This window comes from Pseudomonas sp. PDM04 (assembly GCF_014851765.1).
Lineage (GTDB): Bacteria > Pseudomonadota > Gammaproteobacteria > Pseudomonadales > Pseudomonadaceae > Aquipseudomonas.
This window is the reverse complement of the sequence record NZ_JACVAI010000001.1, coordinates 613,899-637,780: the sequence shown is the minus strand read 5'-3', so window position 1 is coordinate 637,780 and position 23,882 is coordinate 613,899. Positions and strand designations below refer to the sequence as shown.

Annotated in this window: 24 protein-coding genes; all 24 read left to right on the top strand. The window is 49.2% G+C overall.

The genetic code is table 11. The features are described from left to right. Positions 1-8: 8 nt before the first annotated feature. A complete protein-coding gene (wbpB, locus tag IB249_RS02930) occupies positions 9-959 on the top strand; it encodes a UDP-N-acetyl-2-amino-2-deoxy-D-glucuronate oxidase (protein WP_192302007.1) in 951 nt (316 codons plus the stop codon). 7 nt (positions 960-966) lie between these two features. Continuing rightward, positions 967-1,548, top strand: a complete 582-nt coding sequence (locus IB249_RS02925; protein ID WP_192302006.1) for an acyltransferase — start codon at positions 967-969, stop codon at positions 1,546-1,548. Next, positions 1,545-2,651, top strand: coding sequence for a DegT/DnrJ/EryC1/StrS family aminotransferase (locus IB249_RS02920; protein ID WP_225606806.1), 1,107 nt, complete (start codon positions 1,545-1,547; stop codon positions 2,649-2,651). Before IB249_RS02925 ends, IB249_RS02920 begins: the two co-directional genes overlap by 4 nt. Beyond that, the gene (locus tag IB249_RS02915) at positions 2,652-3,941 is read left to right on the top strand and encodes a lipopolysaccharide biosynthesis protein (RefSeq protein WP_192302005.1); all 1,290 of its coding nucleotides are present in this window, start codon (positions 2,652-2,654) and stop codon (positions 3,939-3,941) included. Next, positions 3,938-4,459, top strand: coding sequence for an acyltransferase (locus IB249_RS02910; RefSeq protein WP_192302004.1), 522 nt, complete (start codon positions 3,938-3,940; stop codon positions 4,457-4,459). Before IB249_RS02915 ends, IB249_RS02910 begins: the two co-directional genes overlap by 4 nt. A gap of 42 nt (positions 4,460-4,501) precedes the next feature. Next, the gene (gene hisF, locus IB249_RS02905) at positions 4,502-5,251 is read left to right on the top strand and encodes an imidazole glycerol phosphate synthase subunit HisF (RefSeq protein ID WP_192302003.1); all 750 of its coding nucleotides are present in this window, start codon (positions 4,502-4,504) and stop codon (positions 5,249-5,251) included. Further along, complete coding sequence (hisH, locus tag IB249_RS02900) at positions 5,248-5,856, top strand: imidazole glycerol phosphate synthase subunit HisH (RefSeq protein WP_192302002.1); 609 nt, start codon at positions 5,248-5,250, stop codon at positions 5,854-5,856. The genes hisF and hisH (IB249_RS02900) overlap by 4 nt, the downstream gene beginning before the upstream one ends. A gap of 7 nt (positions 5,857-5,863) precedes the next feature. After that, positions 5,864-7,081 carry an N-acetyl sugar amidotransferase gene (locus tag IB249_RS02895; protein WP_192302001.1) on the top strand — a complete coding sequence of 406 codons (1,218 nt, stop codon included), beginning with the start codon at positions 5,864-5,866 and terminating at the stop codon, positions 7,079-7,081. 25 nt (positions 7,082-7,106) lie between these two features. Then, complete coding sequence (locus tag IB249_RS02890) at positions 7,107-8,084, top strand: NAD-dependent 4,6-dehydratase LegB (RefSeq protein WP_192302000.1); 978 nt, start codon at positions 7,107-7,109, stop codon at positions 8,082-8,084. A 9-nt stretch (positions 8,085-8,093) separates the two neighbouring features. After that, positions 8,094-9,245, top strand: coding sequence for a LegC family aminotransferase (locus IB249_RS02885; RefSeq protein ID WP_192301999.1), 1,152 nt, complete (start codon positions 8,094-8,096; stop codon positions 9,243-9,245). After that, positions 9,242-10,396 (top strand): UDP-N-acetylglucosamine 2-epimerase, encoded by a 1,155-nt coding sequence (gene neuC / locus IB249_RS02880; RefSeq protein ID WP_192301998.1) that lies wholly within the window; start codon positions 9,242-9,244, stop codon positions 10,394-10,396. The genes IB249_RS02885 and neuC overlap by 4 nt, the downstream gene beginning before the upstream one ends. Positions 10,397-10,399: 3 nt before the next feature. Beyond that, the gene (neuB, locus tag IB249_RS02875; protein ID WP_192301997.1) at positions 10,400-11,488 is read left to right on the top strand and encodes an N-acetylneuraminate synthase; all 1,089 of its coding nucleotides are present in this window, start codon (positions 10,400-10,402) and stop codon (positions 11,486-11,488) included. Next, the gene (locus tag IB249_RS02870) at positions 11,485-12,144 is read left to right on the top strand and encodes an acetyltransferase (protein WP_192301996.1); all 660 of its coding nucleotides are present in this window, start codon (positions 11,485-11,487) and stop codon (positions 12,142-12,144) included. Before neuB ends, IB249_RS02870 begins: the two co-directional genes overlap by 4 nt. Before the next feature lie 9 nt (positions 12,145-12,153). Further along, positions 12,154-13,209: a nucleotidyltransferase family protein gene (locus IB249_RS02865; RefSeq protein ID WP_192301995.1), complete on the top strand. Its 1,056-nt coding sequence runs from the start codon at positions 12,154-12,156 to the stop codon at positions 13,207-13,209. Beyond that, positions 13,202-13,909, top strand: a complete 708-nt coding sequence (locus IB249_RS02860) for a cytidylyltransferase domain-containing protein (RefSeq protein ID WP_192301994.1) — start codon at positions 13,202-13,204, stop codon at positions 13,907-13,909. Before IB249_RS02865 ends, IB249_RS02860 begins: the two co-directional genes overlap by 8 nt. Beyond that, the gene (locus IB249_RS02855) at positions 13,909-15,192 is read left to right on the top strand and encodes a hypothetical protein (protein ID WP_192301993.1); all 1,284 of its coding nucleotides are present in this window, start codon (positions 13,909-13,911) and stop codon (positions 15,190-15,192) included. The genes IB249_RS02860 and IB249_RS02855 overlap by 1 nt, the downstream gene beginning before the upstream one ends. Positions 15,193-15,250: 58 nt before the next feature. Next, a complete protein-coding gene (locus IB249_RS02850; protein WP_192301992.1) occupies positions 15,251-16,336 on the top strand; it encodes a hypothetical protein in 1,086 nt (361 codons plus the stop codon). An 89-nt stretch (positions 16,337-16,425) separates the two neighbouring features. Next, positions 16,426-17,865, top strand: a complete 1,440-nt coding sequence (locus IB249_RS02845) for a glycosyltransferase family 4 protein (RefSeq protein WP_225606805.1) — start codon at positions 16,426-16,428, stop codon at positions 17,863-17,865. A 30-nt stretch (positions 17,866-17,895) separates the two neighbouring features. Continuing rightward, complete coding sequence (locus IB249_RS02840; RefSeq protein WP_318653479.1) at positions 17,896-19,047, top strand: N-acetyl sugar amidotransferase; 1,152 nt, start codon at positions 17,896-17,898, stop codon at positions 19,045-19,047. Further along, positions 19,044-19,658, top strand: a complete 615-nt coding sequence (hisH, locus tag IB249_RS02835; protein ID WP_192301990.1) for an imidazole glycerol phosphate synthase subunit HisH — start codon at positions 19,044-19,046, stop codon at positions 19,656-19,658. Before IB249_RS02840 ends, hisH (IB249_RS02835) begins: the two co-directional genes overlap by 4 nt. 1 nt (position 19,659) lies before the next feature. Continuing rightward, positions 19,660-20,445 carry an AglZ/HisF2 family acetamidino modification protein gene (locus IB249_RS02830; protein WP_192301989.1) on the top strand — a complete coding sequence of 262 codons (786 nt, stop codon included), beginning with the start codon at positions 19,660-19,662 and terminating at the stop codon, positions 20,443-20,445. A 34-nt stretch (positions 20,446-20,479) separates the two neighbouring features. Next, positions 20,480-21,514, top strand: a complete 1,035-nt coding sequence (locus IB249_RS02825) for a polysaccharide biosynthesis protein (RefSeq protein ID WP_192301988.1) — start codon at positions 20,480-20,482, stop codon at positions 21,512-21,514. A gap of 6 nt (positions 21,515-21,520) precedes the next feature. Next, positions 21,521-22,639, top strand: coding sequence for a UDP-2-acetamido-2,6-beta-L-arabino-hexul-4-ose reductase (wbjC, locus tag IB249_RS02820; protein WP_192301987.1), 1,119 nt, complete (start codon positions 21,521-21,523; stop codon positions 22,637-22,639). Positions 22,640-22,742: 103 nt separating this feature from the next. Then, positions 22,743-23,873 (top strand): non-hydrolyzing UDP-N-acetylglucosamine 2-epimerase, encoded by a 1,131-nt coding sequence (gene wecB, locus IB249_RS02815; protein WP_192301986.1) that lies wholly within the window; start codon positions 22,743-22,745, stop codon positions 23,871-23,873. Positions 23,874-23,882: the final 9 nt, after the last annotated feature.

Sequence of the window (23,882 nt, the reverse complement as noted above, 5' to 3'; positions counted from 1 at the left end):
TCATCCTTTTGAAACGTTTTGCCCTGATTGGTGCAGCCGGTTATATAGCGCCTCGCCATATGCGAGCTATCAAGGATACTGGCAACGAGTTGGTATCTGCGTATGATATCAATGATTCCGTTGGTGTTATCGATAGTCTCTCACCTCAGAGTGAGTTTTTTACCGAATTTGAGCGTTTCTATGACCACGCTTGGCAGCTCAAGCGCGACCCCGCAAACGCCTTGCAATATGTTTCGGTTTGCTCGCCAAATTATCTGCACGCCTCTCATATTTCCGCAGGTCTGCGATTAGGGTGTGATGTTATTTGTGAAAAGCCACTGGTGCCCACGGTTTCGATTCTGGAGAATCTAGCGTTGGTCGAGCGCGAGACTGGCGCGCGTGTCTATAATATTTTGCAACTTCGTCATCATCAGGCGATTCTCAGTTTGAAAGAGAAGGTTGCGCGTGAAGCTCGCCAGCAAAAATACGATGTTGAACTTACATATATCACCTCGCGGGGTAAGTGGTATATGGAGAGCTGGAAGGGTGATCCACGTAAATCCTTTGGTGTCGCCACCAATATAGGCGTGCATTTTTACGACATGCTTCATTTCATTTTCGGCAACCTTCAGCGCAACGTAGTGCACTTTACCAGCGAGTATAAAGCGGCTGGCTATCTTGAATACGAAAAGGCCCGCGTTCGCTGGTTCCTGTCCATTGATGCCAATGATTTGCCAGATGTGGTGAAAGGCAAAAAGCCAACCTATCGTTCGATCACTGTCGATGGTGAAGAAATGGAGTTTTCGGAGGGGTTCACTGATCTCCATACCATCAGCTACCAGGAAATACTGGCAGGGAGGGGATATGGACTCGAGGATGCTCGACACTGCGTGGAAACAGTAGAAGTCATCCGCTCCTCCGTGATCAGCGCCGCCCGTGACGATGAAAGCCATCCCTTTCTTAATACCCTGAGTCGATGAGACCCATATGAGCTATCAGGCACATCCATCCGCTATCGTTGACGAAGGTGCGCAGATTGGAAGCGGATCTCGCGTGTGGCATTTTGTACATGTCTGCGCAGATGCGCGTATCGGAAAAGACTGCTCGTTAGGTCAAAACGTTTTCGTGGGTAATCGCGTCGTTATCGGAAACAATGTGAAGATACAGAACAACGTCTCTGTGTATGATAACGTGACTCTTGAAGATGATGTTTTCTGTGGCCCGAGTATGGTGTTTACAAACGTTTATAACCCTCGCAGCGCGGTATCGCGCAAAGACGAATACCGTGACACTCTCGTGCGAAAAGGGGCCACTCTGGGGGCGAACTGCACGGTGGTTTGCGGCGTGACGATAGGTGAATACGCCTTCATCGGTGCGGGTGCCGTAGTCAATCGCGAGGTTAAACCATACGCGTTGATGGCAGGAGTGCCAGCTAAGCATATCGGCTGGATGAGTCAACAGGGCGAGCGAATTCCACTACCGCTGGAGGGCGATGGGGAATACACCTGCCCTCACACTGCGCTGCGGTATAAGTTGATGGGCGATAAGATGGAGTGTCTTGGCGAATGAATATTCCTTTCGTCGATTTGAGGACTCAGTACGAAGCCTTGAAGTCGCAGATTCAGCAGCGCATTGATAATGTACTTGAACATGGCCAGTACATCATGGGACCTGAAGTTGCTGAACTTGAGTCCCGACTAGCAAGTTACACCGGTGCGAAACACTGCATTACCGTCTCAAGTGGTACTGATGCACTGCTTATCAGCCTCATGGCGATGGGCGTAGGGCGAGATGATGAAGTAATCACCACTCCGTTTACCTTTGCAGCAACTGCCGAGGTCATCGTCCTGCTGGGCGCGAAACCGGTCTTTGTCGATATTGATCCGATCACGTGCAATATAGACGCAGGTAAGCTCGAGCTCGCGATAACGTCCAGCACGAAGGCTATCATGCCGGTCAGTCTCTACGGCCAGCCTTCTGACATGGATGAGATCAATGCGATCGCGGCGCGTCATGGAAGTATTCCAGTAATCGAGGACGCGGCGCAAAGCTTTGGCGCTGAGTATAAGGGCCGTAGAAGCTGCAATTTGTCGACCGTCGGTTGCACGAGCTTTTTTCCCAGCAAACCGTTGGGGTGCTATGGCGATGGAGGGGCGATATTTACCTCCGATGATTCGTTCGCTCAAGCCTGTAGAGAAATTCGCGTTCACGGTCAAAGCCAGAGGTACTGGCACACCCGTGTCGGGCTAGGTGGTCGCATGGACACGATTCAGTGCGCGATCGTATTGGCAAAGCTGGACCGTTTTGAGTGGGAAGTTGCCCAGCGATTGGAAGCAGGGGCTCGTTATAATCGTGCAATGGATGAGCTGGGTGTCAAGCGGGTACAGCAAAGTTCCGACCGCACCAGTGTATTTGCTCAATACACGATCATGGTTGAAAATCGGGATCAGGTTCAAGCCGCTCTCAAGCTGGAGGGAATTCCCACAGCTATCCATTATCCCGTCCCACTGAATGAGCAACCAGCCTACCGTGTTTTTGGCTCGTCATTGGATACTCCCGTGTCCAGTTCCGTAGCTAAACAGGTCATGAGTCTCCCGATGAGTGCAGATGTAGGACCTGTCTTTGAACATGTCGTAACTGGCTTGCGTAGTGCTTTGAGCAATGAGTCGTGAATGAATAAACGATTCTTTGGCAATGCAGGGATATTCTTGGGCGCAAATATAATCAATGCCGGAATCCCATTTCTGCTTCTGCCATTTCTGACCCGTGCATTGACCCCGGCAGATTACGGGGTTGTGGCGATGTTCGGGATAATGGTCAATATTTTCGGTACGTTGACGGGATTGAGCGTGCATGGGGCAATTGGCGTCCGTTATTTCGAACTGGAAAAAAGTGTCCTGGCGAGATACGTCGGGGCATGCGTCGGTATTCTCGTCGTCAGTACGGCCGTAGTATTCGCTTTGGTGGCGATATTCGGAAAGTGGTTGGTGGCGCCGACAAGTTTGCCTTATGAATGGTTGTTGATTGCCGTACTGATCTCCGGTTTGCAGTTCTTGATCAATATTAAACTCACGCTTTGGCAGGTGCGTGGAGTTGCGAAAAAATATGGGGTTTTCCAGGTATCTCAAGGGCTGGTAAACGCCGCTGTGTCGTTGATTCTCATATTTGGTTTTTTGATGGCGTGGGAAGGCCGAGTACTTGGCCAGGTCGTTGCAACCAGTATATTTGGTGTTTTGGCGTTGTCTGGCCTGTTCCTCAGCGCTGAGTTGAGTCGACCCAAGGTCGCTGAGGGACACGTTACAGACGCTCTGATGTTTGGTGTCCCGCTTATTCCACATGTGATTGGCGGTCTGGTGATGGTCGTCGCAGACCGGTTCATTATTGCCAATATGCTGGATGTCCAAGCGGTGGGAATTTACACCTTGGCGCTTCAGATCGGCATGATTATGGGTTTGATCGCAGATGCGTTCATCAAAGTTTATGGCCCTTGGTTGTATGCGAAGTTAAAAGAAAATACGGATGAAACACGTCTCGAAGTGGTAGGGGTCACCTATTTGGTGTGGTTGGTATTCCTCGCATTGGCGTTTGTAGCATTCTGTTTCTGCGAATTGTTTTTTTCTGCCGTTGTGGGTAAAGAGTTCGCTGCAGCCAAGGAAATTGTCTTCTGGTTTTTTTTGGGGCAAACCTTCAAAGGCATGTACCTCTCGGTGGCCGGCTTTTTCTTTTTTTCATCGCGTACAAGCAACGTGTCAGTGGTGACTGTATGCACGGGTTTATTCTCCGTTGTAATCACTATCATATTTGTGAAGCTGCTAGGGTTGCAGGGGGCCGCTATGGCGTATGCGCTTTCTGAGGGAGTGCTTTTTGTATTTGCGTGGTTACTTTCAAGGCGCATATATAAAATGCCGTGGTCCGACGTCGTGTCTTCTATATCTTTAATTGCGAGTCGAGGGTTGAAATGAGCGGTTTAGCAATTCGTATCATTTCGAAATTTCTTGATTTTGTGAGGAGTGCATCTTGGAAGATCACGTACTCAGCTTATCGAGATAAGTATGATCTGCATAAGAATTTTTCATTTAATGGTGCTTACATTCAATTTTACGGAGAAGGTAAAATTCAGGCAGGAGACGGCAGCTATGTTGGGGGCTTGTCAACTGTGCAGGCCGTGTCGGAATGCAGTGTAACCATTGGTGCCGGGTGTCGCATTTCACACAATGTAAGGATGTATACGCAGTCTGCCGATGCCGATGCCGACTTTTCCTGCGCGAATCCCCGGGAGAAACAAGGCAACATTATTATCGGTGACTATTGCTGGATTGGAGCCAATGTATTTATCAGTCCTGGTGTGACTATTGGTAGGAACGCAGTCGTGGGGGCGAACTCCGTTGTTACTAGGAACATTCCGCCTGATGAAATATGGGGTGGTGTTCCGGCAAAACTTATCAGACAAAAGAATATCGCAAGTGATGCGGTCTTATAATGAGTTTCGGTTCTTAATTGCCGATTATTTTGAGAGTAAGATATGCGAATAATTGCCAAGCTGGATGTTAAACCTCCACAGGTAGTGAAGCCGGTTCACTTTGAAGGGCTACGTAAGATCGGTGTCCCAGGCGACCTCGCTTATAAATATTATGAGCAGGGAGCTGATGAGATTTTCTATATCGATATCGTGTCGAGTTTGTATCGACGTGAAATCCTTTTCGATCAGATTTCGGATACAGCAAAGCGAATCCTTGTTCCCTTCGCAGTAGGTGGCGGGGTCCGTACCACTGATGATTTTTCCCGACTGTTCCACCATGGGGCGGACAAGGTCGTCATGAACACCGGCGCTCACGAAGAACCAGGGCGAATTGATGCGGCGGCTAAAATTTTTGGTGGGCAGTCAGTCGTTATCAACATCGAGGCTAAACAGACGAGGGAAAACGGCTGGGAATGCTATACCGATTGTGGTCGTATTCCATCGGGCCGTGATGTTGTGCTGTGGGCCAAGGAAGCGGAGTCACGTGGCGCTGGGGAAATTCTCCTGCAGTCAGTCGACTGCGATGGCCGTCAACGCGGATTCGATATCGACCTTGTGAGAGCCGTGGTGGAAGCAGTGAATATTCCTGTCGTCGCATCCAGTGGTGCGGGAACACTCCAGGATATCCTGAATGTTGCGCAGCAAGCTGCGCCGAGTGGCATAGCGCTCGCCTCGGTGCTTCATTACGATAAAACCACGATTGGGGACGTCAAACGTTTCTTGATCGAGCATGGTGTGGAGGTGGCAGTATGAGTCAGCAGATCGGTGTGGTTGACTACGGTGCTGCGGGTAACGTGTTCAGTATTGCCAGGGCTCTTGAGTGCGCTGGTGCCAAAGTCAAGGTGGTCAAGCACCACCAGGATCTGGTCGGTGTCGATAAGCTGGTCATGCCTGGCGTCGGCAGTTTTGTCGATGGCATGCGAGAGTTGAAAGAGTCTGGCATGTCGGAGGCCATCATTGCTTATGCTGCGACGGATCGCCCGTTGCTTGGCATTTGCCTTGGCATGCAGGTTCTCAGTTCGGTTGGGTTTGAATACGGCGAAACGGACGGGCTTGATTTGATGCTGGGTGAAGTGCGCCAGATGCAGTGCAAGGGTGTCGTGCCGCATATGGGTTTTAACAACCTGTCAATCGTCGCTGAAACACCTTTGTTGAAAGGCGTCAGTTCGTCGGATCTATTCTATTTCATGCATTCTTACGAAGTGCAGAAATATACCGATGTCATTTCACTGACTACTTACGCAGGGCACCAATTTGTTTCTGGCGTCCAACGTGGGAATATTTTCGGGTTGCAGTTTCATCCGGAAAAAAGTCGCCAAGCCGGTATCCGTGTTTTTGAAAACTTCTTAGCTTTGTGAGTCCGAAATGAATAATCAAGAGTCGTTTGGACGCTACGGTCTTCCGTTAAATATCCAGTTTTGCAAAAAATGCGCCATGAACAACCAGCGGCCTTCGTCGACTGTGGAGTTCAAAAACAAGCCTGGCGAGATCAAAAAAGCCATTTTTTTCGATGAACATGGCGTTTGCGATGCATGTAATTTTGCTGAAAAGAAAAAGCTGATTGACTGGTCCGAGCGGGAGCGCGAACTGAGGGAGTTGTGCGACCGCCATCGCAGAAATGATGGGCGTTATGATGTTGTCGTCCCAGGCAGCGGCGGGAAGGATAGCGTGATGGCCGCGCATGTCCTTAAGTTTAAGTACAACATGAACCCTATTCTCGTGACGTGGCCGCCTGCAATTTATACTGATATAGGGCGGCGCAATTTTGATGCCTGGCTCAATGCTGGCTTTGCGAACTACACCTATAATCAGAATAAAAGAGTACACCGTACGCTGACTCGGCTTGCCTTTGAAAAGCTTTGCCACCCGTTTCAGCCGTTTATTCTCGGGCAGAAAAATCTAGCTCCGAAAATGTCTGTGATGCTCGACATTCCGCTTGTTGTTTTTGGCGAAAATGAAGCCGAATACGGCAACGCGATTCTTGATAATGACAAGCCGACCCGCGACCCGAAATATTACACTGCAGAAAATCAACTGGGCGATCTTTATCTTGGTGGCGTCAGCGCCAGTCACCTGATGGAGGAATACAAGTATTCAATGGCGGATCTTGAGGCTTACCTGCCGGTGGATCCTTACAAAATTCAGAGTGTGGGCACAGAAGTTCATTACTTGGGGTACTACATGAAATGGCACCCTCAAGAGACTTACTATTTTTCTGTAGAACACTCTGATTTCATGCCGAATGATCACCGGACCGAAGGCAGCTTCAGTAAATATAGCTCTTTGGATGATATGATTGACTGGCTGCATTATTATACGACTTATACGAAGTTTGGTATTGGTCGCGCAACTTATGATGCGGCGCAGGAAATCCGTAACGGCGATATTACCCGTGACGAAGGGATCTCTTTGATTAAGCGCTTTGATGGTGAGTTCCCGGAAATTTATCAGAAGCAGTGCCTTGAGTACATGGGGATCTCCGCGGAGCGTTTCGCGGAAGTGATTGAAGAGTTTAGAACGCCTCATCTCTGGGATAAAACAGCTGCCGGTTGGGAATTGAAAAAACCAATCTGGAAGGCCTGAGTCGTTTTGTTTAAAGGAGTTTGAAGTGAAGGCATTAATCACGGGTGCTGATGGATTTATCGGTTCTCACCTGACCGAGTTGCTCGTACGCGAAGGCTACGAAGTAAAAGCGCTGTCTCAGTATAATTCGTTCAATTACTGGGGATGGCTCGAAAGTGTTGAATGTTTGTCGGGCATCGAGGTCCTAAGTGGCGACGTTCGCGACCCACATTACTGCAAGCATATTACGAAAGACGTTGATGTTGTTTTCAATCTGGCAGCGTTGATCGCTATTCCTTATTCATATGTTGCGCCTGATAGCTATGTCGACACAAATATCAAGGGTACCTTGAATATTTGTCAGGCCGCCCTTGAAAACGGAGTTCAACGAGTTATTCATACCTCCACCAGTGAGGTCTACGGTACGGCTCAATACGTACCTATAGATGAAAAGCATCCGTTGCAGGCGCAATCACCTTATAGCGCATCGAAAATTGGCGCTGATGCAATGGCAATGAGCTTCTACAATTCATTTGATCTGCCTTTGACCATCGCTCGTCCTTTTAATACCTACGGTCCTCGGCAGTCTGCCAGGGCGGTAATCCCTACGATCATCACCCAGATTGCCAGCGGGAAAAAACAGATTCAGTTGGGTGATACCACCCCGACACGCGACTTCAACTATGTTGCTGATACTTGCCGTGGGTTTCTGGAGTTGGCACGTTGCAAGGAGGCCGTAGGAGAAACGGTAAATATCGGTTCAAACTATGAGATTTCTGTGGGTGATACGCTTGATCTCATCCGCGAGCTCATGGGAAGCGATGTCGAATTCTTAACGGATCAACAACGAATTCGCCCCGGTAAGTCGGAAGTATTTCGCTTGTGGTGTGACAACACAAAAATACGCGGACTAACAGGCTTCGAACCGCAGTATGACATTCGACAAGGTCTGCAGAAGACGATCGACTGGTTACTGCTCCCAGAGAACCTGGCCAAATACAAAGCCGATATTTATAACGTTTGAGGCGCTCCCATGTTCGACTCTCTAATCCAGTTCGTACGCGCGCAATACCGTACGAACGATTTCATTCCACTTCATGCCCCCGTTTTTCTGGGGCACGAGCGTGATTATGTAGTGGAAACCATCGAGTCGACGTTTGTCTCAAGTGTGGGGGCCTTCGTTGATCGCTTTGAGCGGGATATGGCCTGTTATACCGGAAGCCCCAGGGCTGTAGCGACGGTGAACGGAACAGCCGCACTGCACGTAGCCTTGTTGTTGGCCGGAGTCAAAGCTGGCGATCTGGTGGTGACTCAGTCATTGACCTTCATTGCGACGTGCAACGCAATTGCCTACTGTGATGCAGAGCCCGTGTTTGTCGACGTCGATCGCCATACGTTGGGATTATCGCCCGCGGCTCTTGAAGTCTGGCTGGAAGATAATGTGCAAAAAGGCACCGACGGCTTATGCCGGCACAAGGGCACTGGGCAAGTCGTACGCGCTTGCTTGCCGATGCACACCTTCGGACATCCGGTCGAGTTGGATAGTCTGGTGGATGTCTGCAGTCGCTGGGGATTGGTTCTGGTCGAAGATGCAGCGGAGTCCCTGGGCAGCTTGTACAAGGGGCGCCACACCGGCTGTTTCGGTCGTGTGGGAACCCTGAGTTTCAATGGCAACAAGATCATTACCACTGGCGGCGGCGGGATGATCCTGGCCAATGAGGAATTGGGCACCCTCGCCAAACACCTCACGACTACCGCTAAGCAGCCTCATCCCTACGAATACGTGCATGATGAACTCGGGTATAACTATCGTCTGCCAAACCTGAATGCAGCCCTTGGGTGCGCGCAGTTAGAGCAGTTGGAGCGCTTCATTGCATCGAAACGTGAGTTGGCCTCGAATTACGCGCAGCTGTTTGAGGGAAGTGATTTGCAGTTCGTCAAGGAGCCTGAAGGCTGTCGATCCAACTATTGGCTGAATGCAGTCATTTGCGACAGCAGTGCTCAGAGGGACGAACTGCTCAAGGCCACAAATGACAATGGGGTGATGACGCGACCCATCTGGAAACTGATGAATCACCTGCCGCTTTATTCGCGATGTCTACATGGCGACCTGACAAATTCCGAGTGGTTATCTGCACGCATTGTAAACTTGCCAAGTAGCGTTGTGCCGGAGATGCAGGCGTGAAACGCACTGTCGCAGTATTTACCGGGTCGAGAGCAGAGTACGGATTGCTCTACTGGTTGATGAAGGATCTCCAGTCGAGCAGTGAGTTTCAGCTACAAGTCATCGCCAGTGGAATGCATCTTTCCCCCGAGTTCGGAGAAACCTGGCGCCAGATTGTAGAGGACGGCTTTGATATCGACGCCAAGGTAGAGATGCTGCTTTCTTCAGACTCTGCCGTCGGTATCGTCAAATCGATGGGCGTTGGCACTTTGGGTTTTGCCGATGCTCTTGATCGCCTGCGCCCGGATTTGCTCGTAATTCTCGGTGACCGTTTCGAGGCGTTGGCAATTGCGCAGGCTGCTTTGGTTATGCGCATTCCTATAGCACATCTTCATGGTGGTGAAATTACCGAAGGCGCTTATGACGATGCAATTCGACATGCCATTACCAAAATGTCCTACCTACACTTCGTAGCGACTGAGACATACCGAAATCGTGTCATCCAAATGGGCGAGTCTCCTGAGCGTGTCTTCAACGTCGGCGCGGTGGGAATCGATCATTTAGTGCGCTCGCCGAAAATGAGCATTGAGGCCCTGCGAGAGAGTCTTGGATTTGACCTGCATTCGCCCTATCTGGTCGTCACCTATCATCCGGTCACGGTGATGGAAGAAGGTCCTCAAGAAACTTTTGTAGCGCTTACAGAGGCGCTGGATATGTTTCCCGGCTACCAGGTCATTTTTACCTATCCAAATGCCGATAATGGAGGGCGAGCTATCATTCCCCTGCTGGAAGCCTACGCACAGGCCCGGCCAAAGCGAGTGCTGGCCATACCATCGTTGGGCTTTAGGCGTTACTTGTCCGCGATATCCATGGCGTCTGCGGTAGTAGGTAATTCTTCGAGCGGGATCATTGAGGTGCCGGCTTTCGGTATTCCAACGGTGGACATTGGTGTACGTCAGAAGGGGAGATTGGCTGCCGATTCGGTGTTGCATTGCGAACCCAGCCGCGATTCGATCGAGCAGGCGCTTCGTACTGTGCTTACGGCTGAATTTGCCAATGCATGTAAAACGACAGTCAATCCCTATGGACGGGGTAACGCCTGTGAAGCTGTCCTGGCGGTCCTGAACAGTTACGACGGTGCATCCCATAAATCATTCCATGATTTGAGTTGATTCATGAAGCAGACCGATACAGATAGGGTGTACATCATCGCCGAAGCCGGCGTGAATCATAATGGTGACCGGGCTTTGGCTTTTGCATTGGTAGATGCAGCGGCGGACGCCGGCGCGGACGCTGTCAAGTTTCAAACATTTGACGCCTCAAAACTTGCCTCCAGCAGCGTGGCTAAAGCGGCCTATCAGAAAAAAAGTACAGATGAGGCTGAAAGCCAACTGTCGATGCTGAAGAAGCTCGAATTGCCAAGAGAGTGGCATGCCGAGTTGAAAAGTTATGCTGAAGCGAAAGGGATTGACTTTCTTTCGACGGCGTTCGACACCGATAGCCTGGACTTTCTCAACACGCTGGGAATGCCTCTGTTCAAAGTACCGTCGGGCGAACTGACCAACGGTCCTTTATTATGGAAGTTCGCAAGCACCGGGAAAAAACTGGTCCTCTCGACGGGCATGGCTACCCTTGCGGAAGTGGAACAGGCGCTCGCTATTGTTACGCATGCTCTTGCATTTACTGACGAACCAAAGAACATGGACGAAGTTTGGCGCTACTGGGGTAGCCGTGAAGGGCGCCAAAGACTGATCGGGCATGTGGCATTGCTTCATTGCACCTCCCAGTATCCGACACCCTGGGGAGAAGTAAACCTCAGGGCGATGGATACGCTCGCCTCTGCATTCGGGCTAGAGGTCGGTTATTCGGATCACACGGAGGGCAGCCTGATTTCGATCGCTGCTGTAGCCCGTGGTGCACGAATTATCGAGAAACATTTCACGCTCGACAGGTCAATGCCGGGGCCGGATCATCTGGCATCCCTCGAACCCCATGAACTCAAGGCAATGGTTTCGGACATTCGTGCTTTGCAGCAGGCGCTTGGAGATGGAGTCAAGGCCCCACAGGAAAGTGAGTGGGACACTCGTAGGGCTGCTCGCCAACAAGTAGTGGCGGCTCGCCAGATTGAACAAGACGAAATATTGACCCGCGAGCACTTGACTACTGCGAGAAGCGGGCAGGGCATGGCACCTACGGCTTTGTGGGAGTTGGTCGGTTCGCGCGCCTCGAGATCTTATTCCGTCGGCGAGAATATTGAACCTTGAACGGTCATAAGCCTTTGGTGATCTTGGGGGCCGGTGGACATGCCAAGGTTCTCCTGGCGCTCGTCCAGTCGGTTGGTTTTGAAGTGCTGGGGGTATGTGATCCAGCGCTGGCAGACCAGGGAATCGAAGAGTGGCGCGGAATTTCGGTTCTCGGTGGTGACAACGCACTTGAAGCGCTTGACCCACGGTCGATCGAACTGGTCAACGGTCTTGGGCAACTGGTTGGCGGCACGGGGCGACGGAGTATCTTTCAGCGTCTCAAGCAGCAGGGGTTTCGCTTTCCGGTCCTCGTGCATCCAACGGCATGGGTAGACCAGAGTGCGATCCTTCACGAAGGCGTCCAGATCATGGCGGGTGCAGTGATTCAAGCAGATGTGGTCATAGGTGCTAATTCCATCATCAACACCCGCGCCGGAATCGATCACGATTGCCGGTTGGGTGAGGATGTCCATGTCGCACCAGGCGCCACGCTCTGCGGTGGTGTGCAGGTCGAGGGCAGGGCATTCATTGGTAGTGGTGCCACTGTCATTCAGGGGCTGAAAGTTGGAATGGAAGCAGTTGTCGGAGCGGGTGCTACCCTGAGCAGAAATCTTGAAGCACGGCATGTTTTGTTAGGTCCTTCGGGGCGCAAGAAAGAAGCACCGAAGGAAGACTAGGAGTAATTTATGCAGCAATGGGAATCAGTACTCGTGAGCCCGGAAACATCCCTCGAGGATGCTGTCGCGACGCTAGATCGCGAGGGCTTGCGCATTGTTCTGGTTGTGGATAATGACCGCCGCCTGCTGGGGACCCTGACTGACGGAGACGTGCGACGCAGCTTGCTCAAACATCAACCGTTGGACATCCAGGTGCATCATGTCATGTGCGCATCGCCGCAGACCGTTGAACGGGGCTGGAGCAAAGAGCGTATTCTGGCGGTAATGGAAAAGCATCAATTGCTGCAACTACCGGTTGTCGATGCCTCACATCGCGTTGTCGGTCTGGAAACCCTCCATGGAATTTTGCACAAGAAACAGCACGATAATCCTGTATTTCTGATGGCGGGAGGTTTCGGTTCGCGCTTGCGACCGTTGACTCAACATTGCCCTAAACCCCTGCTGAAGGTTGGCGATAAACCCATTCTAGAATTGATCCTGGAAAGTTTTATAAGCGCCGGCTTCCACCGGTTTTTCGTATCTACCCATTACATGCCAGAAATGATTCGCGATTATTTCGGAGATGGCAGTCGTTGGGGCGTGAGCATTCGTTACGTTCACGAAGAGGAACCGCTGGGTACCGGAGGCGCGCTGGGATTATTGCCACATGATGAAATCAGCTTGCCGACGTTCATGATGAATGGTGATCTGTTGACTACCCTCAATTTCCAGAACCTGCTGGAGTTCCATCAGGAAAATGCTGGGGTAGCGACGATGTGTGTCCGGGAATACGAACAATGTATTCCCTACGGCGTGATTCAGAGCGAAGGTCATCGAATCCTTTCAATGATCGAAAAGCCTGTGCATCGATTTTTTATTAATGCAGGTATCTACTTGCTCTCCCCAGAACTGGTTAAAAGTGTCAAGCCTGGAACGCGAATAGATATGCCAACCCTACTGGAACAACAGATCGGCAAAGGAAAGGAAGTAAACATGTTTCCTGTGCATGAGTACTGGTTGGATATTGGGCGGATGGAAGATTTTCAGCGTGCACAATCCGACATCTCCGGGCTCTTCAATGGATAACGTACAAAGCAATGCGGACCTCTTGATCGTCGTGCCTGCTCGCGGGGGGAGTAAACGTCTCCCCGGGAAAAACCTCATGGAGATGCAAGGCAAGCCTTTGATCCGCTGGACACTGGAAGCGGCTTTGGAGAGCAAGGTCAGTGACCTGATTGTCGTCACCAGCGACGATGATGCAATCCTTGCAGAAGGTGAGCGGTCAGGCGTCAAAACGCTGAGGCGTCCCGAGTTTCTTGCGTCAGACACTGCTTCCACGTTTGATGTCTTGATACACACGTTGGACTCTCTCGACGCAGAAGGTATCAGTCCGAAAAAACTGATGCTTCTTCAACCCACTTCGCCTCTACGGTGCGCCGCGAATATTCGTGAAGCGCTTCAGTTGATGGAGGATACAAACGCCTCCAGTGTCATTAGCGTCTGTCTATGTGAGCATTCTCCCTTGTGGAGCAATGTACTGGGAGCGGAAGGAAGCATGGCTGATTTTTTGCGCCCGGAGTTGCTCAATCGGCGCAGCCAGGACCTCCCTGATTATTATCGTTTAAATGGATCTATCTATTTGGCAAACACTGAGGACTTTGTTCGCGAAAAGGGATTTTTCATTACCAACAGCGTTGCCTATATCATGGGCGCCGAGCAGTCGGTCGACATTGATAACCATATTGATTTCAAAGTTTGCGAAACGCTTATGGCAGAGCGCATTTAATGAATACCTTTTCAAAAATGCGTATTTCGCTATCCGCCCTGTTCTCCAGAAGTGGTTGGAAAGAACTGAAAATATCTGACGTATTGGTTGTTCGTCATGATGCGAGTTGCGGGTACCATTATAATGGGAAGGGCTATTCCCCCATAATTGACACCCTAGTGGATATCTGCCTTTCTCGAGGAATTGGTGTTCAATCGGTAGCCGCTCCTTATAGTAGATTGACCGGGGATCAGGCGTATAACTCCCCCGTTGCGTTTAATCGAGCATTTATCTGGATCGCGCTGACAGGGCGAATTCTCGCTAAGCTATGTGGTAGCAAGAAACAGGGCGACTGGGTTGCGTTACAAAGAGCGAAGGTGTGGCTAAAAATTCTTGCAGCTGTCAAACCGAGATTGGTTATTGGAATTCAGCCTGAACCTGCCTTGTGTCGAGCATGCCGAGAGATGGGTATTCCTGTTTATGATTACCAACACGGCGTCCTGGATAAGGATGATCCCTGGTACGGAGAGTTATTAGCCAAGTCAGTTGCTGCGTCGGATTTGCCTCATGGTTTCCTGTGTTGGGACCACCCAAGTGCAAATGTATTACGAGCTTGGGCTCCCGATAAAGGTGCCTCAGTGACGGTGGTAGGCCATCCATGGTTTCAGCGTTTCAAAAACGCAAGGGCAGAAGACCTTTTGGTTCAAGCGGCCAAAAATGAGTATGGAAGAATATTTCAGGATGATAAACCTGTGCTGCTCGTGGCGCTCCAATGGGGATTGCACATCCATTATTACCCCGAAGAGAGCTTTAATAAGGTGATGTGCCACGCCTTGGAGTCGGTTATCAAGTCAACCAGCGGTACGTACAACTGGTTGTTAAGACTCCACCCTGTCCAATTGAGGGGTGAAGAAGGGGACGCTTGCGAACGGTATTTGTCTTCCGAGTTTTCAGGCATGACGGTTGAGTGGCACAGGGCGAGCACAATGCCGCTCCCACTCCTGTTGTCTCAGGTTGATCTGCATATTACGGACATGAGCACAGTGGTGATCGAGGCGTCGTGGTTCGGCATTTCGTCTGCGTTGCTCAATCCCTTCTTGAACAAGGGGGGATGTATAGACAATTTATACGAGTATGAACGAAATGCAGGTATTGCGACTATAGTTCCACAAAGAGCTCAGGCTATTGAGTTGTGGATTGAAGAGAAGTTGAATGTAGGAAAGATGTTCCCCGTCGTAGACACCGGTGAAAGCACCGCAGAGTCTTGGGTAGATAATATTCTGAATTGCTCGATAGCACGCTAGTTTCATAACCTATCTGAGCAGTGTCGGTATCCATGATTCGTGTCGAGGGGACATCGATATGAAAATCTATATCAAAAAGTCAACTATCTATGTATTTCTGTATGCTGTCCTTGCGATAATATTTTTTTTCGTTGCAGGGCGTGATGCTCTGGATGGGTTGATTGATTTTCAGTTTTATGCAGACTCTCTGACCTACGAGAAAGCCTATCTTGAAAATAGCTTCAACTCTCTGTCGGAAATGGTCTCCATCGGTAATAATTATCTTGGCCCACTGTTGCTTCTGGATGCTGTAGGGGGTAGCAGATTTCTGGTTTTGATGGTCAATATTTCTATTCTGTTTTGGTCGATAAAGCTGGTGGGTAAAGGAAAGGAACCTGCTCGTCTTGGGTTTGTGATTTTTCTATTGTTCTTGAGTCCTATTACCTTCTTTAGCTTGATTTCTATCAATAAAGAAATTATTTCGATGTTGGTAATGGCTTTCATGGTCGCCTGGGTGCGTAGAAAAAAGCTAGGTTATGTTGTGCTCTGTTTGGTGTGTTCATTGTTTGTTCGTTGGCAATTAACCATCTTCGTAATAATGGTTTTTGTAACATTTTCCCCTATTAATTTTCTTCGCAATCGAAGAGGTTGGTATGTGATAATCCTTTTGCTGTCACTGTCTTTGGCTTACAGGCTGATGCTGGGTTACTTTTCTGGCATTACGGATATCGCGGAAATTGGAGGTATGCAAAACGAAGGGTCTGGTTTGTATACACAGTTTATAAGATTGCAGAATCAGGGTTTGTATTTCCTGATTTTCGTGCCGAAAGCATTGCATGCGATGTACGGCCTGATTTTCAAAGCGGATCATCTTCTGTCGCCGGTTGACTTCTACAATGATTTTGTCGTGACATTACACTGTGTCGCGGCTTTCCTGGTTTTTACTCTGGTATTGCTCAAAGGCAGGTTGCGTTTAAAGGATGACTTAGTGTTCATAGCCGTCATTTACTGCGCAGTCTTCGTGCTGAGCCCCATTTACGCACCGCGATATTTTTACCCGGTTTTTTTCTTGCTGTGCCTGGTTCTATCGAGACCGTCGATTGTACCGACGCCCTTGGTAATGAACGACGACATAGACACCTCCTTACCCAGTCGGCATTCTTGAGAGCATAACGGGCGGGAAAGGGTCAATTCGCTCGGGCAGTGCCGGAGGCTTTGGTGTGATGGCCACGTTAGCCGTCGACAGCAGCATGGATGGATACCTCCGGCGCCTACGAAAGCTGTGCTGTTTCAGGTATCCTGTCGCTCGATGTACATCGCCTGACATTTTACAGTGTAAGTCCACAGGCAAGAGAATGGTTCCTGCAGGCCGCTAGTAACGCAGATCAAATATGCTTGTCAAACTGGTTGAGCCGAGGACGATATGTTGTTTCCAGGTTTTTTTCTAAAGTCGGCGCAGAGTTTTTCAGGATGAAGGTTCTTTACATTGACGGAGTAGGGCCATTTGGTGGGGCTTCCAGAAGCCTTTTTGAGCTTGTAAGGACGCTGTCTACTCGCGGCGTCGAGCCATATTTTGTATGTGTCCGTGGCACTGCCTTGAATTTTTATCGAAAAGTGGCGAAAGACCATATAGCAACCGTCGGCTTGACTCGCTTCGATAACACCTTGTATGGCCACTATCGGGGTAGCCGGTGGCTGATTCTCTTGAGGGAATTTTCCTACCTGCCGTTCACTATTTTCTCCTTGGTACAGGCACGGCGTCGCTGGAAAGACATTGACCTCATTCACGTAAATGAATTGACGGAAATATTCCCCCTGCTGCTGGCTCGACTGTTGTTCAGGGTCCCAGTGATTGTTCATGTGCGGTCACTTACCTGGGCTGATGCAAAGTCGGTGCGCTGTCAATGGCTTTTCAAAAAACTCAATATTCGTGTAAATAAAATCATTGCTATCGATGAAAATGTGCGTTCCACATTACCATCTGATTTCGACGTGACAGTGATTCAAAACTCATTCACGCCTTCAAGCGCTAACGTTCGCGATGAGCATGTGATTTCCAGGCTGGATCAACTTCCAAATGATTCGATAAAAATAGGTTTTGTCGGAAACTTGCACCATTCAAAAGGTCTATTTGACTTGCTCGAGGCTGCAAGGGTGGTCATCGAGCGGGGTGAAAAAGTTCAGTTCGTGATTATTGGTGGCTCCACGCGTACGGGCGGCGGGCTGAAGTCTTGGTTAATTAAGAAGGCAGGTTTCGCTCAGGATGTGGAAGCGGAGCTTCAATCACTTATTTCCCAGTACTCTCTCCAGAAAATTTTTCATATGTTTGGACCTACAATCGATATTCATAGCGTATATGAAAGGATCGATGTCCTTTGTTTTCCGTCTCATTTCGATGCACCCGGCAGACCTGTTTTTGAAGCGGCATTCTCGGGGGTGCCATGCATCGCCGCAGTCAGTCAACCTCGCCCCGACACCTTGCTGGATTATGAAACGGGTATAGCAGTTCCCCCCAAAAATCCGGTGAAGTTGGCAGACGCAATCAGTTATTTCTCCCAGAACCGTTCGGAAATAAGTCGCATGGGAGAGAATGCAAAAAAGCTTGCAGAAAGCAACTTCAATCCGGAAAAAAATGCCAGCAAGGTTTTGAAAGTTTATTCGGATCTGCATGATGCGAAATGTGATCATCCATGATCGGTCGCACGATGGGATTCGTTTTATTGGATGGGTTTATTCATGAGTAAAAATTATAGAATATGCAGCAGTTGCATTATGGATACTTCCGATCCTAATGTAAGTTTCGACGAACGTGGACGCTGCGATTATTGTCAAAATTTTGAAACGGTTATTGCTCCTAATTGGCACGTAGACCAACGTGGCGAGAGCGAACTCATGAAAATGGCCGATAAAATCAAAGCGGATGGTAAAGGTCGTGAGTTCGATTGTATTATTGGCTTGAGTGGTGGCCTTGACAGCTCTTATGTTAGTTATATCGCCAAGGAAAAGATGGGGTTGCGGCCACTGCTTTTTCACGTTGATGCTGGTTGGAATACAGATCAGGCGGTTGGCAATATCGAGAAGTTGGTCGATGGGTTGGGGTTGGATCTGTATACCGAGGTTATCAATTGGGAGGAAATGAAAGACCTTCAGGTCGCTTTTTTGAAATCTCAAGTGTCGGATCAAGATCTGCCTCAAGATACCGCTTTTTTTTCTGCTCTTTATAAGTTCGCCAAAGCGCATAAGATTAAATACGTTTTGACCGGCGGAAACTATTCCACAGAATGCTGCCGAGAGCCCGAAGAGTGGGGGGGGTATCCGGGAATTGATAAAATGTTGATCAAGGATATTCATTCGAATTTTGGAACGAGGCAGTTAAAAAGTTTTCCAATTGTAGATATACTTTCTTACAAGCTGTATTACCGCTATGTGCTGGGTATGCAGGTTGTAAAACCTTTGAATCTGGTTCCTTATGTGAAGGCTGAAGCGGAGGAGACACTGAGCAGGCTCTTCGGGTGGAAGAAGTTCCAACATAAACATCACGAATCCAGATTTACTCGCTTTTACGAAGATTACTGGATGCCAAGAAAGTTTGGCTACGAAAAGCGAAGAGCGCATTTCTCCAGTTTGATCATGACTGGGCAGATGACGCGTGAGGCGGCACTTGAACGCATTGCAAAACCGGAGCTGGATGAGCAGTTTCTTAAGTCGGAATTCGAATACGTGGCAAATAAGCTCGATTTGACCGTTCAAGAGTTACAAGCGATCTTTGAAGGCCCTAACAAAAAATGCCTGGACTATAAGAATAAGCGCTTCATGATCGGAATCGGCTCCCGGGTGATGAGCGCTCTCGGGCTGGAGAGAAGGCTGTTCAGATGATCACGATTATTGATTATGGTTTAGGCAATATCCAAGCCTTCGTGAATGTCTATAAGCGTTTGCATATTCCAGTATCAGTCGCCAAGGATATTGAAGGATTAAGAGGCGCGACCAAGCTGATTTTGCCCGGTGTCGGTGCTTTCGATCATGCAATGCAACGGCTCAACGATTCTGGAATGCGTCAGACACTGGATGATCTGGTTCTCAATAAAGGCGTCCCGGTTATCGGTATCTGCGTGGGGATGCAGATGCTCGCAGGGTCCAGCGACGAAGGTGAGTTGCCTGGTTTGGGGTGGATTCCAGGGCGCGTTCGCAGCTTTACCGCCACCGCGAATCTTGTTGATCTGCCGCTGCCTCACATGGGATGGAACGACGTTTTACCCGTACCGGGCTGCCCCCTGTTCAGAGGATTCGAAGACAACCCGCGGTTCTATTTCCTCCATTCTTACTATTTTGAATGCGATCAACAGGAAAGCGTCGCCGCTACGGCTTCCTACGGCTTGGACTTTAGCTGCGCGGTGTCGATAGGGAACGTCTTTGGCGTACAGTTCCACCCGGAGAAGAGTCACCATTATGGCGTGGCGCTTCTGAAGAATTTTGCGGAGTTGTGAAATGTTGAGGCCAAGAATCATTCCCTGTCTTTTGATCCAGGACGGTGGATTGGTGAAAACCGTTCGTTTCAAGGAACCGAAGTACGTTGGGGATCCGATCAATGCGGTGAAGATTTTCAATGAAAAGGAAGCCGATGAACTTATCGTTCTAGACATTGATGCGACGGTTCAAGGTCGTGAACCGGATTACCGGCGCATCGCCCATTTGGCTTCCGAGTGCCGCATGCCACTGTGTTATGGCGGTGGAATACGTACCGCAGAACAGGCGCAGAAGATCATTTCGCTTGGAGTTGAAAAGGTTGCGATCAGCTCTGCAGCCATCGATAACCCCAACCTCATTTCCGAGATTGCCAGAGAGATCGGCAGGCAGAGTGTCGTTGTCGTGCTTGACGTAAAGCAGCGGCTTTTGACACGCCATTATGATGTTTGGACCCGCAACGGGACGCGTAACTCCAAACGTGACGTCTTCGAGGTCGCGGCTGAGGTCGAAAAGCTTGGCGCTGGGGAAATTGTCATCAATTCCATCGATAACGATGGTCGAATGAAAGGCTACGATATTTCACTGGCGCTTAAACTGCGTCAGAGCGTACGCATTCCTATCACCATATTGGGTGGAGCCGGTTCGTTAACCGATATTGGAAAGGTCATCGAAGCTTGCGGCGTCGTTGGAGTAGCGGCCGGTAGCCTTTTTGTGTTCAAGGGGACTTACAGGGCGGTTTTGATCAGCTACCCTGATACGTCACAAAAGGATGAGCTGATTCACTCAGCGCTGCGATCTGCAAAATAATCATCGTATTACGCGCATTACTCTAGGGTCTATTATGTTCGGCGGAAAAACGCTCCTCATCACTGGCGGTACTGGCTCTTTCGGGAACGCAGTTCTTAAGCGCTTTCTGGACAGTGACATCGCTGAAATCCGTATCTTCAGTCGTGACGAGAAGAAGCAGGATGACATGCGTAAGCAGTACTCCAACTCCAAGCTGAAGTTCTATATCGGTGATGTGCGTGACTATCAGAGTATTTTGAACGCGACCCGCGGAGTTGACTACATTTTCCACGCGGCTGCATTAAAGCAGGTGCCTTCATGTGAGTTTCACCCGATGGAGGCCGTTAAAACGAATGTCATCGGCACTGAAAATGTGCTTGAGGCAGCCATTCAGAATCTGGTTAAGCGTGTTGTTTGTCTGAGCACGGACAAGGCGGTCTACCCGATCAATGCCATGGGCATTTCCAAGGCAATGATGGAAAAGGTAATGATCGCGAAATCCCGTAACGTCGACGAGCAGAAGACGATTATCTGTGGAACCCGTTATGGCAATGTCATGGCATCACGCGGGTCAGTAATTCCGCTGTTTATAGAACAGATTCGCAACGACAGGGCTTTGACGCTGACCGATCCGAATATGACCCGTTTCATGATGACGCTCTCCGACGCGGTTGACCTTGTACTCTATGCTTTTGAACATGGTAAGAATGGTGATCTTTTTGTTCAGAAAGCGCCTGCCGCAACAGTCGATACACTGGCAACAGCGTTGATCCAGATGCTTGGAAAGCCCGATCATCCGATCCAGGTGATCGGAACTCGTCATGGCGAAAAATTGTATGAAGCTCTTCTCAGCAGAGAGGAAATGGCCTGCGCTGAAGACAAAGGTGATTATTATCGTGTCCCACCTGATTTACGTGATCTGAACTACTCAAAATTTGTTGACGAGGGCGAGGAAAAAATTTCTCGTACTGAGGATTATAATTCGCATAATACTCAGCGATTGGATGTTCAGGGGATGCAGACTTTATTACTTAAACTTGAATTTATGCAAGCTATCAAGCGTGGTGAGCACGCCGTACCTGAGGAGTGAGTTGAGATGAAGGTCTTGATCACCGGGGCAAGCGGCTTTGTTGGGAAAAATCTCGTAGCGCATTTACACGAACGAAAAGATGTCGAAGTTTTAACTTTTAACAGGGGCGATGATATTGCCCGGCTGCCACAGCTTGTCTCTGAAGTCGATTTCATCTTTCATTTGGCGGGTGTCAATCGTCCTCAGGTTGAGAGCGAGTTCAAAACTGGAAATACGGATCTGACTCAGGTGCTTTGTGAAGCAATTAAAGGGTGCGGAAGACCCGTTCCGGTACTTTATACTTCCTCCATTCAAGCACTACTGGATAACCCATATGGGGTGAGTAAAAAGCGTGCAGAGCAGGCTTTACTTGAGCTGAAAAGTGAGCATGGTTCGAAAGTCTATCTGTTTCGTTTACCAAATGTATTTGGGAAGTGGGCGCGACCTGATTACAACTCGGCGGTGGCAACTTTTTGCTACAATATCATTAATGGCCTGCCGATTAAAATTAATGATCCCGATGCGTTGATCAGTCTCGTTTATATTGATGATGTGATTGCCAGATTTATTATGGCGATGGATCAACAAATTTCCGATGATGCATTAGTTGAAGTTCAGCCGTGCTATCGCATCAATGTCGGGGCTTTGGCTGATCAACTACAGGCCTTTTCAAGAAGTCGGGTGGATTTGGTGACCCAGCCTGTAGGAGAAGGGTTGGTTCGTGCATTGTACTCAACATATGTAAGTTACCTCGCCCCCGATCAGTTCACCTATCAAGTGCCAAAACACGAAGACTCGAGAGGGGTCTTTGTTGAAATGCTTAAGACGCGTGATAGCGGCCAATTTTCTTATTTTACGGCTCATCCGGGTGTAACCCGTGGTGGACACTACCATCATTCAAAGACTGAGAAGTTTCTCGTTATTAAAGGCAAAGCGTGTTTCCGCTTTCGTCACATTACGTCTAACGAGTTTTTCGAGTTGGTTGCCGAAGGTGAAAAACCAACAATCGTTGAAACAGTCCCAGGGTGGACCCACGATATTACAAATATCGGAGATGAAGAGTTGATTGTCATGTTATGGGCCAATGAAATATTTGACCGCATCCATCCTGATACCTATGCGCAGGCCGTTGGAGTCGAGGCGTAACGGCTACAGGCGCTATGCCATGGCTCATCGTTACCAAGTTTTTTGTCGAGATACAGATTTCTTGGATTTTCCAGATTTGGCTGCAGTTGAATAGAGCGTAATCATGAAAAAATTAAAAGTATTGACTGTAGTGGGTACGCGCCCTGAAATTATTCGCTTGTCTCGCGTCATTTCAAAATTGGACCAGGTTTGTGACCATGTATTGGTTCATACAGGGCAAAATTATGACTATGAATTGAATGAGATTTTTTTTCAGGACCTAGGCATCCGCAAGCCGGATCATTTTCTGAATGCTGCAGGTCAGACGGGCGCTGAGACCATCGGTAATGTAATCATTGCAGTGGATCGTGTATTGGCCGAGGAAGAGCCGGAAGCGTTACTGGTGCTTGGGGACACAAACAGCTGCATGGCCGTCATTCCTGCCAAACGCCGTAAAATTCCAACTTTCCATATGGAGGCTGGTAATCGCTGTTTTGATATGCGAGTTCCCGAAGAGATCAATCGGAGAATTGTTGATCATACCGCCGACATCAACCTCACCTACAGCAGTATTGCACGCGACTATCTGTTAAGAGAGGGTTTGTCGCCCGATATGGTGATCAAGACCGGCAGCCCGATGTTTGAGGTGCTCCATCACTATCTTGAAGGTATTGAAACGTCAGACGTTCTCACTCGCCTCGGACTCGAAGCTGGCCAGTTTTTTGTGGTCAGTGCGCACCGCGAAGAAAATATCGATTCTGACAAGAACTTCCTAAAACTGGTTGATGTGCTAAATACCGTGGCTGCTGACTATGGGTTGCCTATTATTGTTTCCACTCATCCACGCACGCAAAAACGTGTTGATGCCTTGGGTATTGAGTTTCATAAAAACGTAAAGCTTTTAAAGCCGTTGGGTTTCAAGGATTACAACAAGCTGCAGCTCTCATCTAAAGCGGTTTTGTCTGACAGCGGTACGATCAACGAAGAATCTTCGATTCTGAACTTTCCAGCCCTCAATATTCGTGAAGCGCATGAGCGTCCGGAAGGGATGGAAGAGGCAGCAGTCATGATGGTGGGATTGGAGGTCGAACGAGTTGTCCAAGGCTTGGAGATACTCGAGTCCCAGTCCCGGGGTAGTGATCGTACATTGAGACTCGTTGCAGACTACAGCATGCCCAATGTAGCGGAGAAGGTGGTGCGTATCATCCATAGCTATCGTGATTACGTAATGCGTACGGTATGGCGACGCTATTGAGTGAGCGAC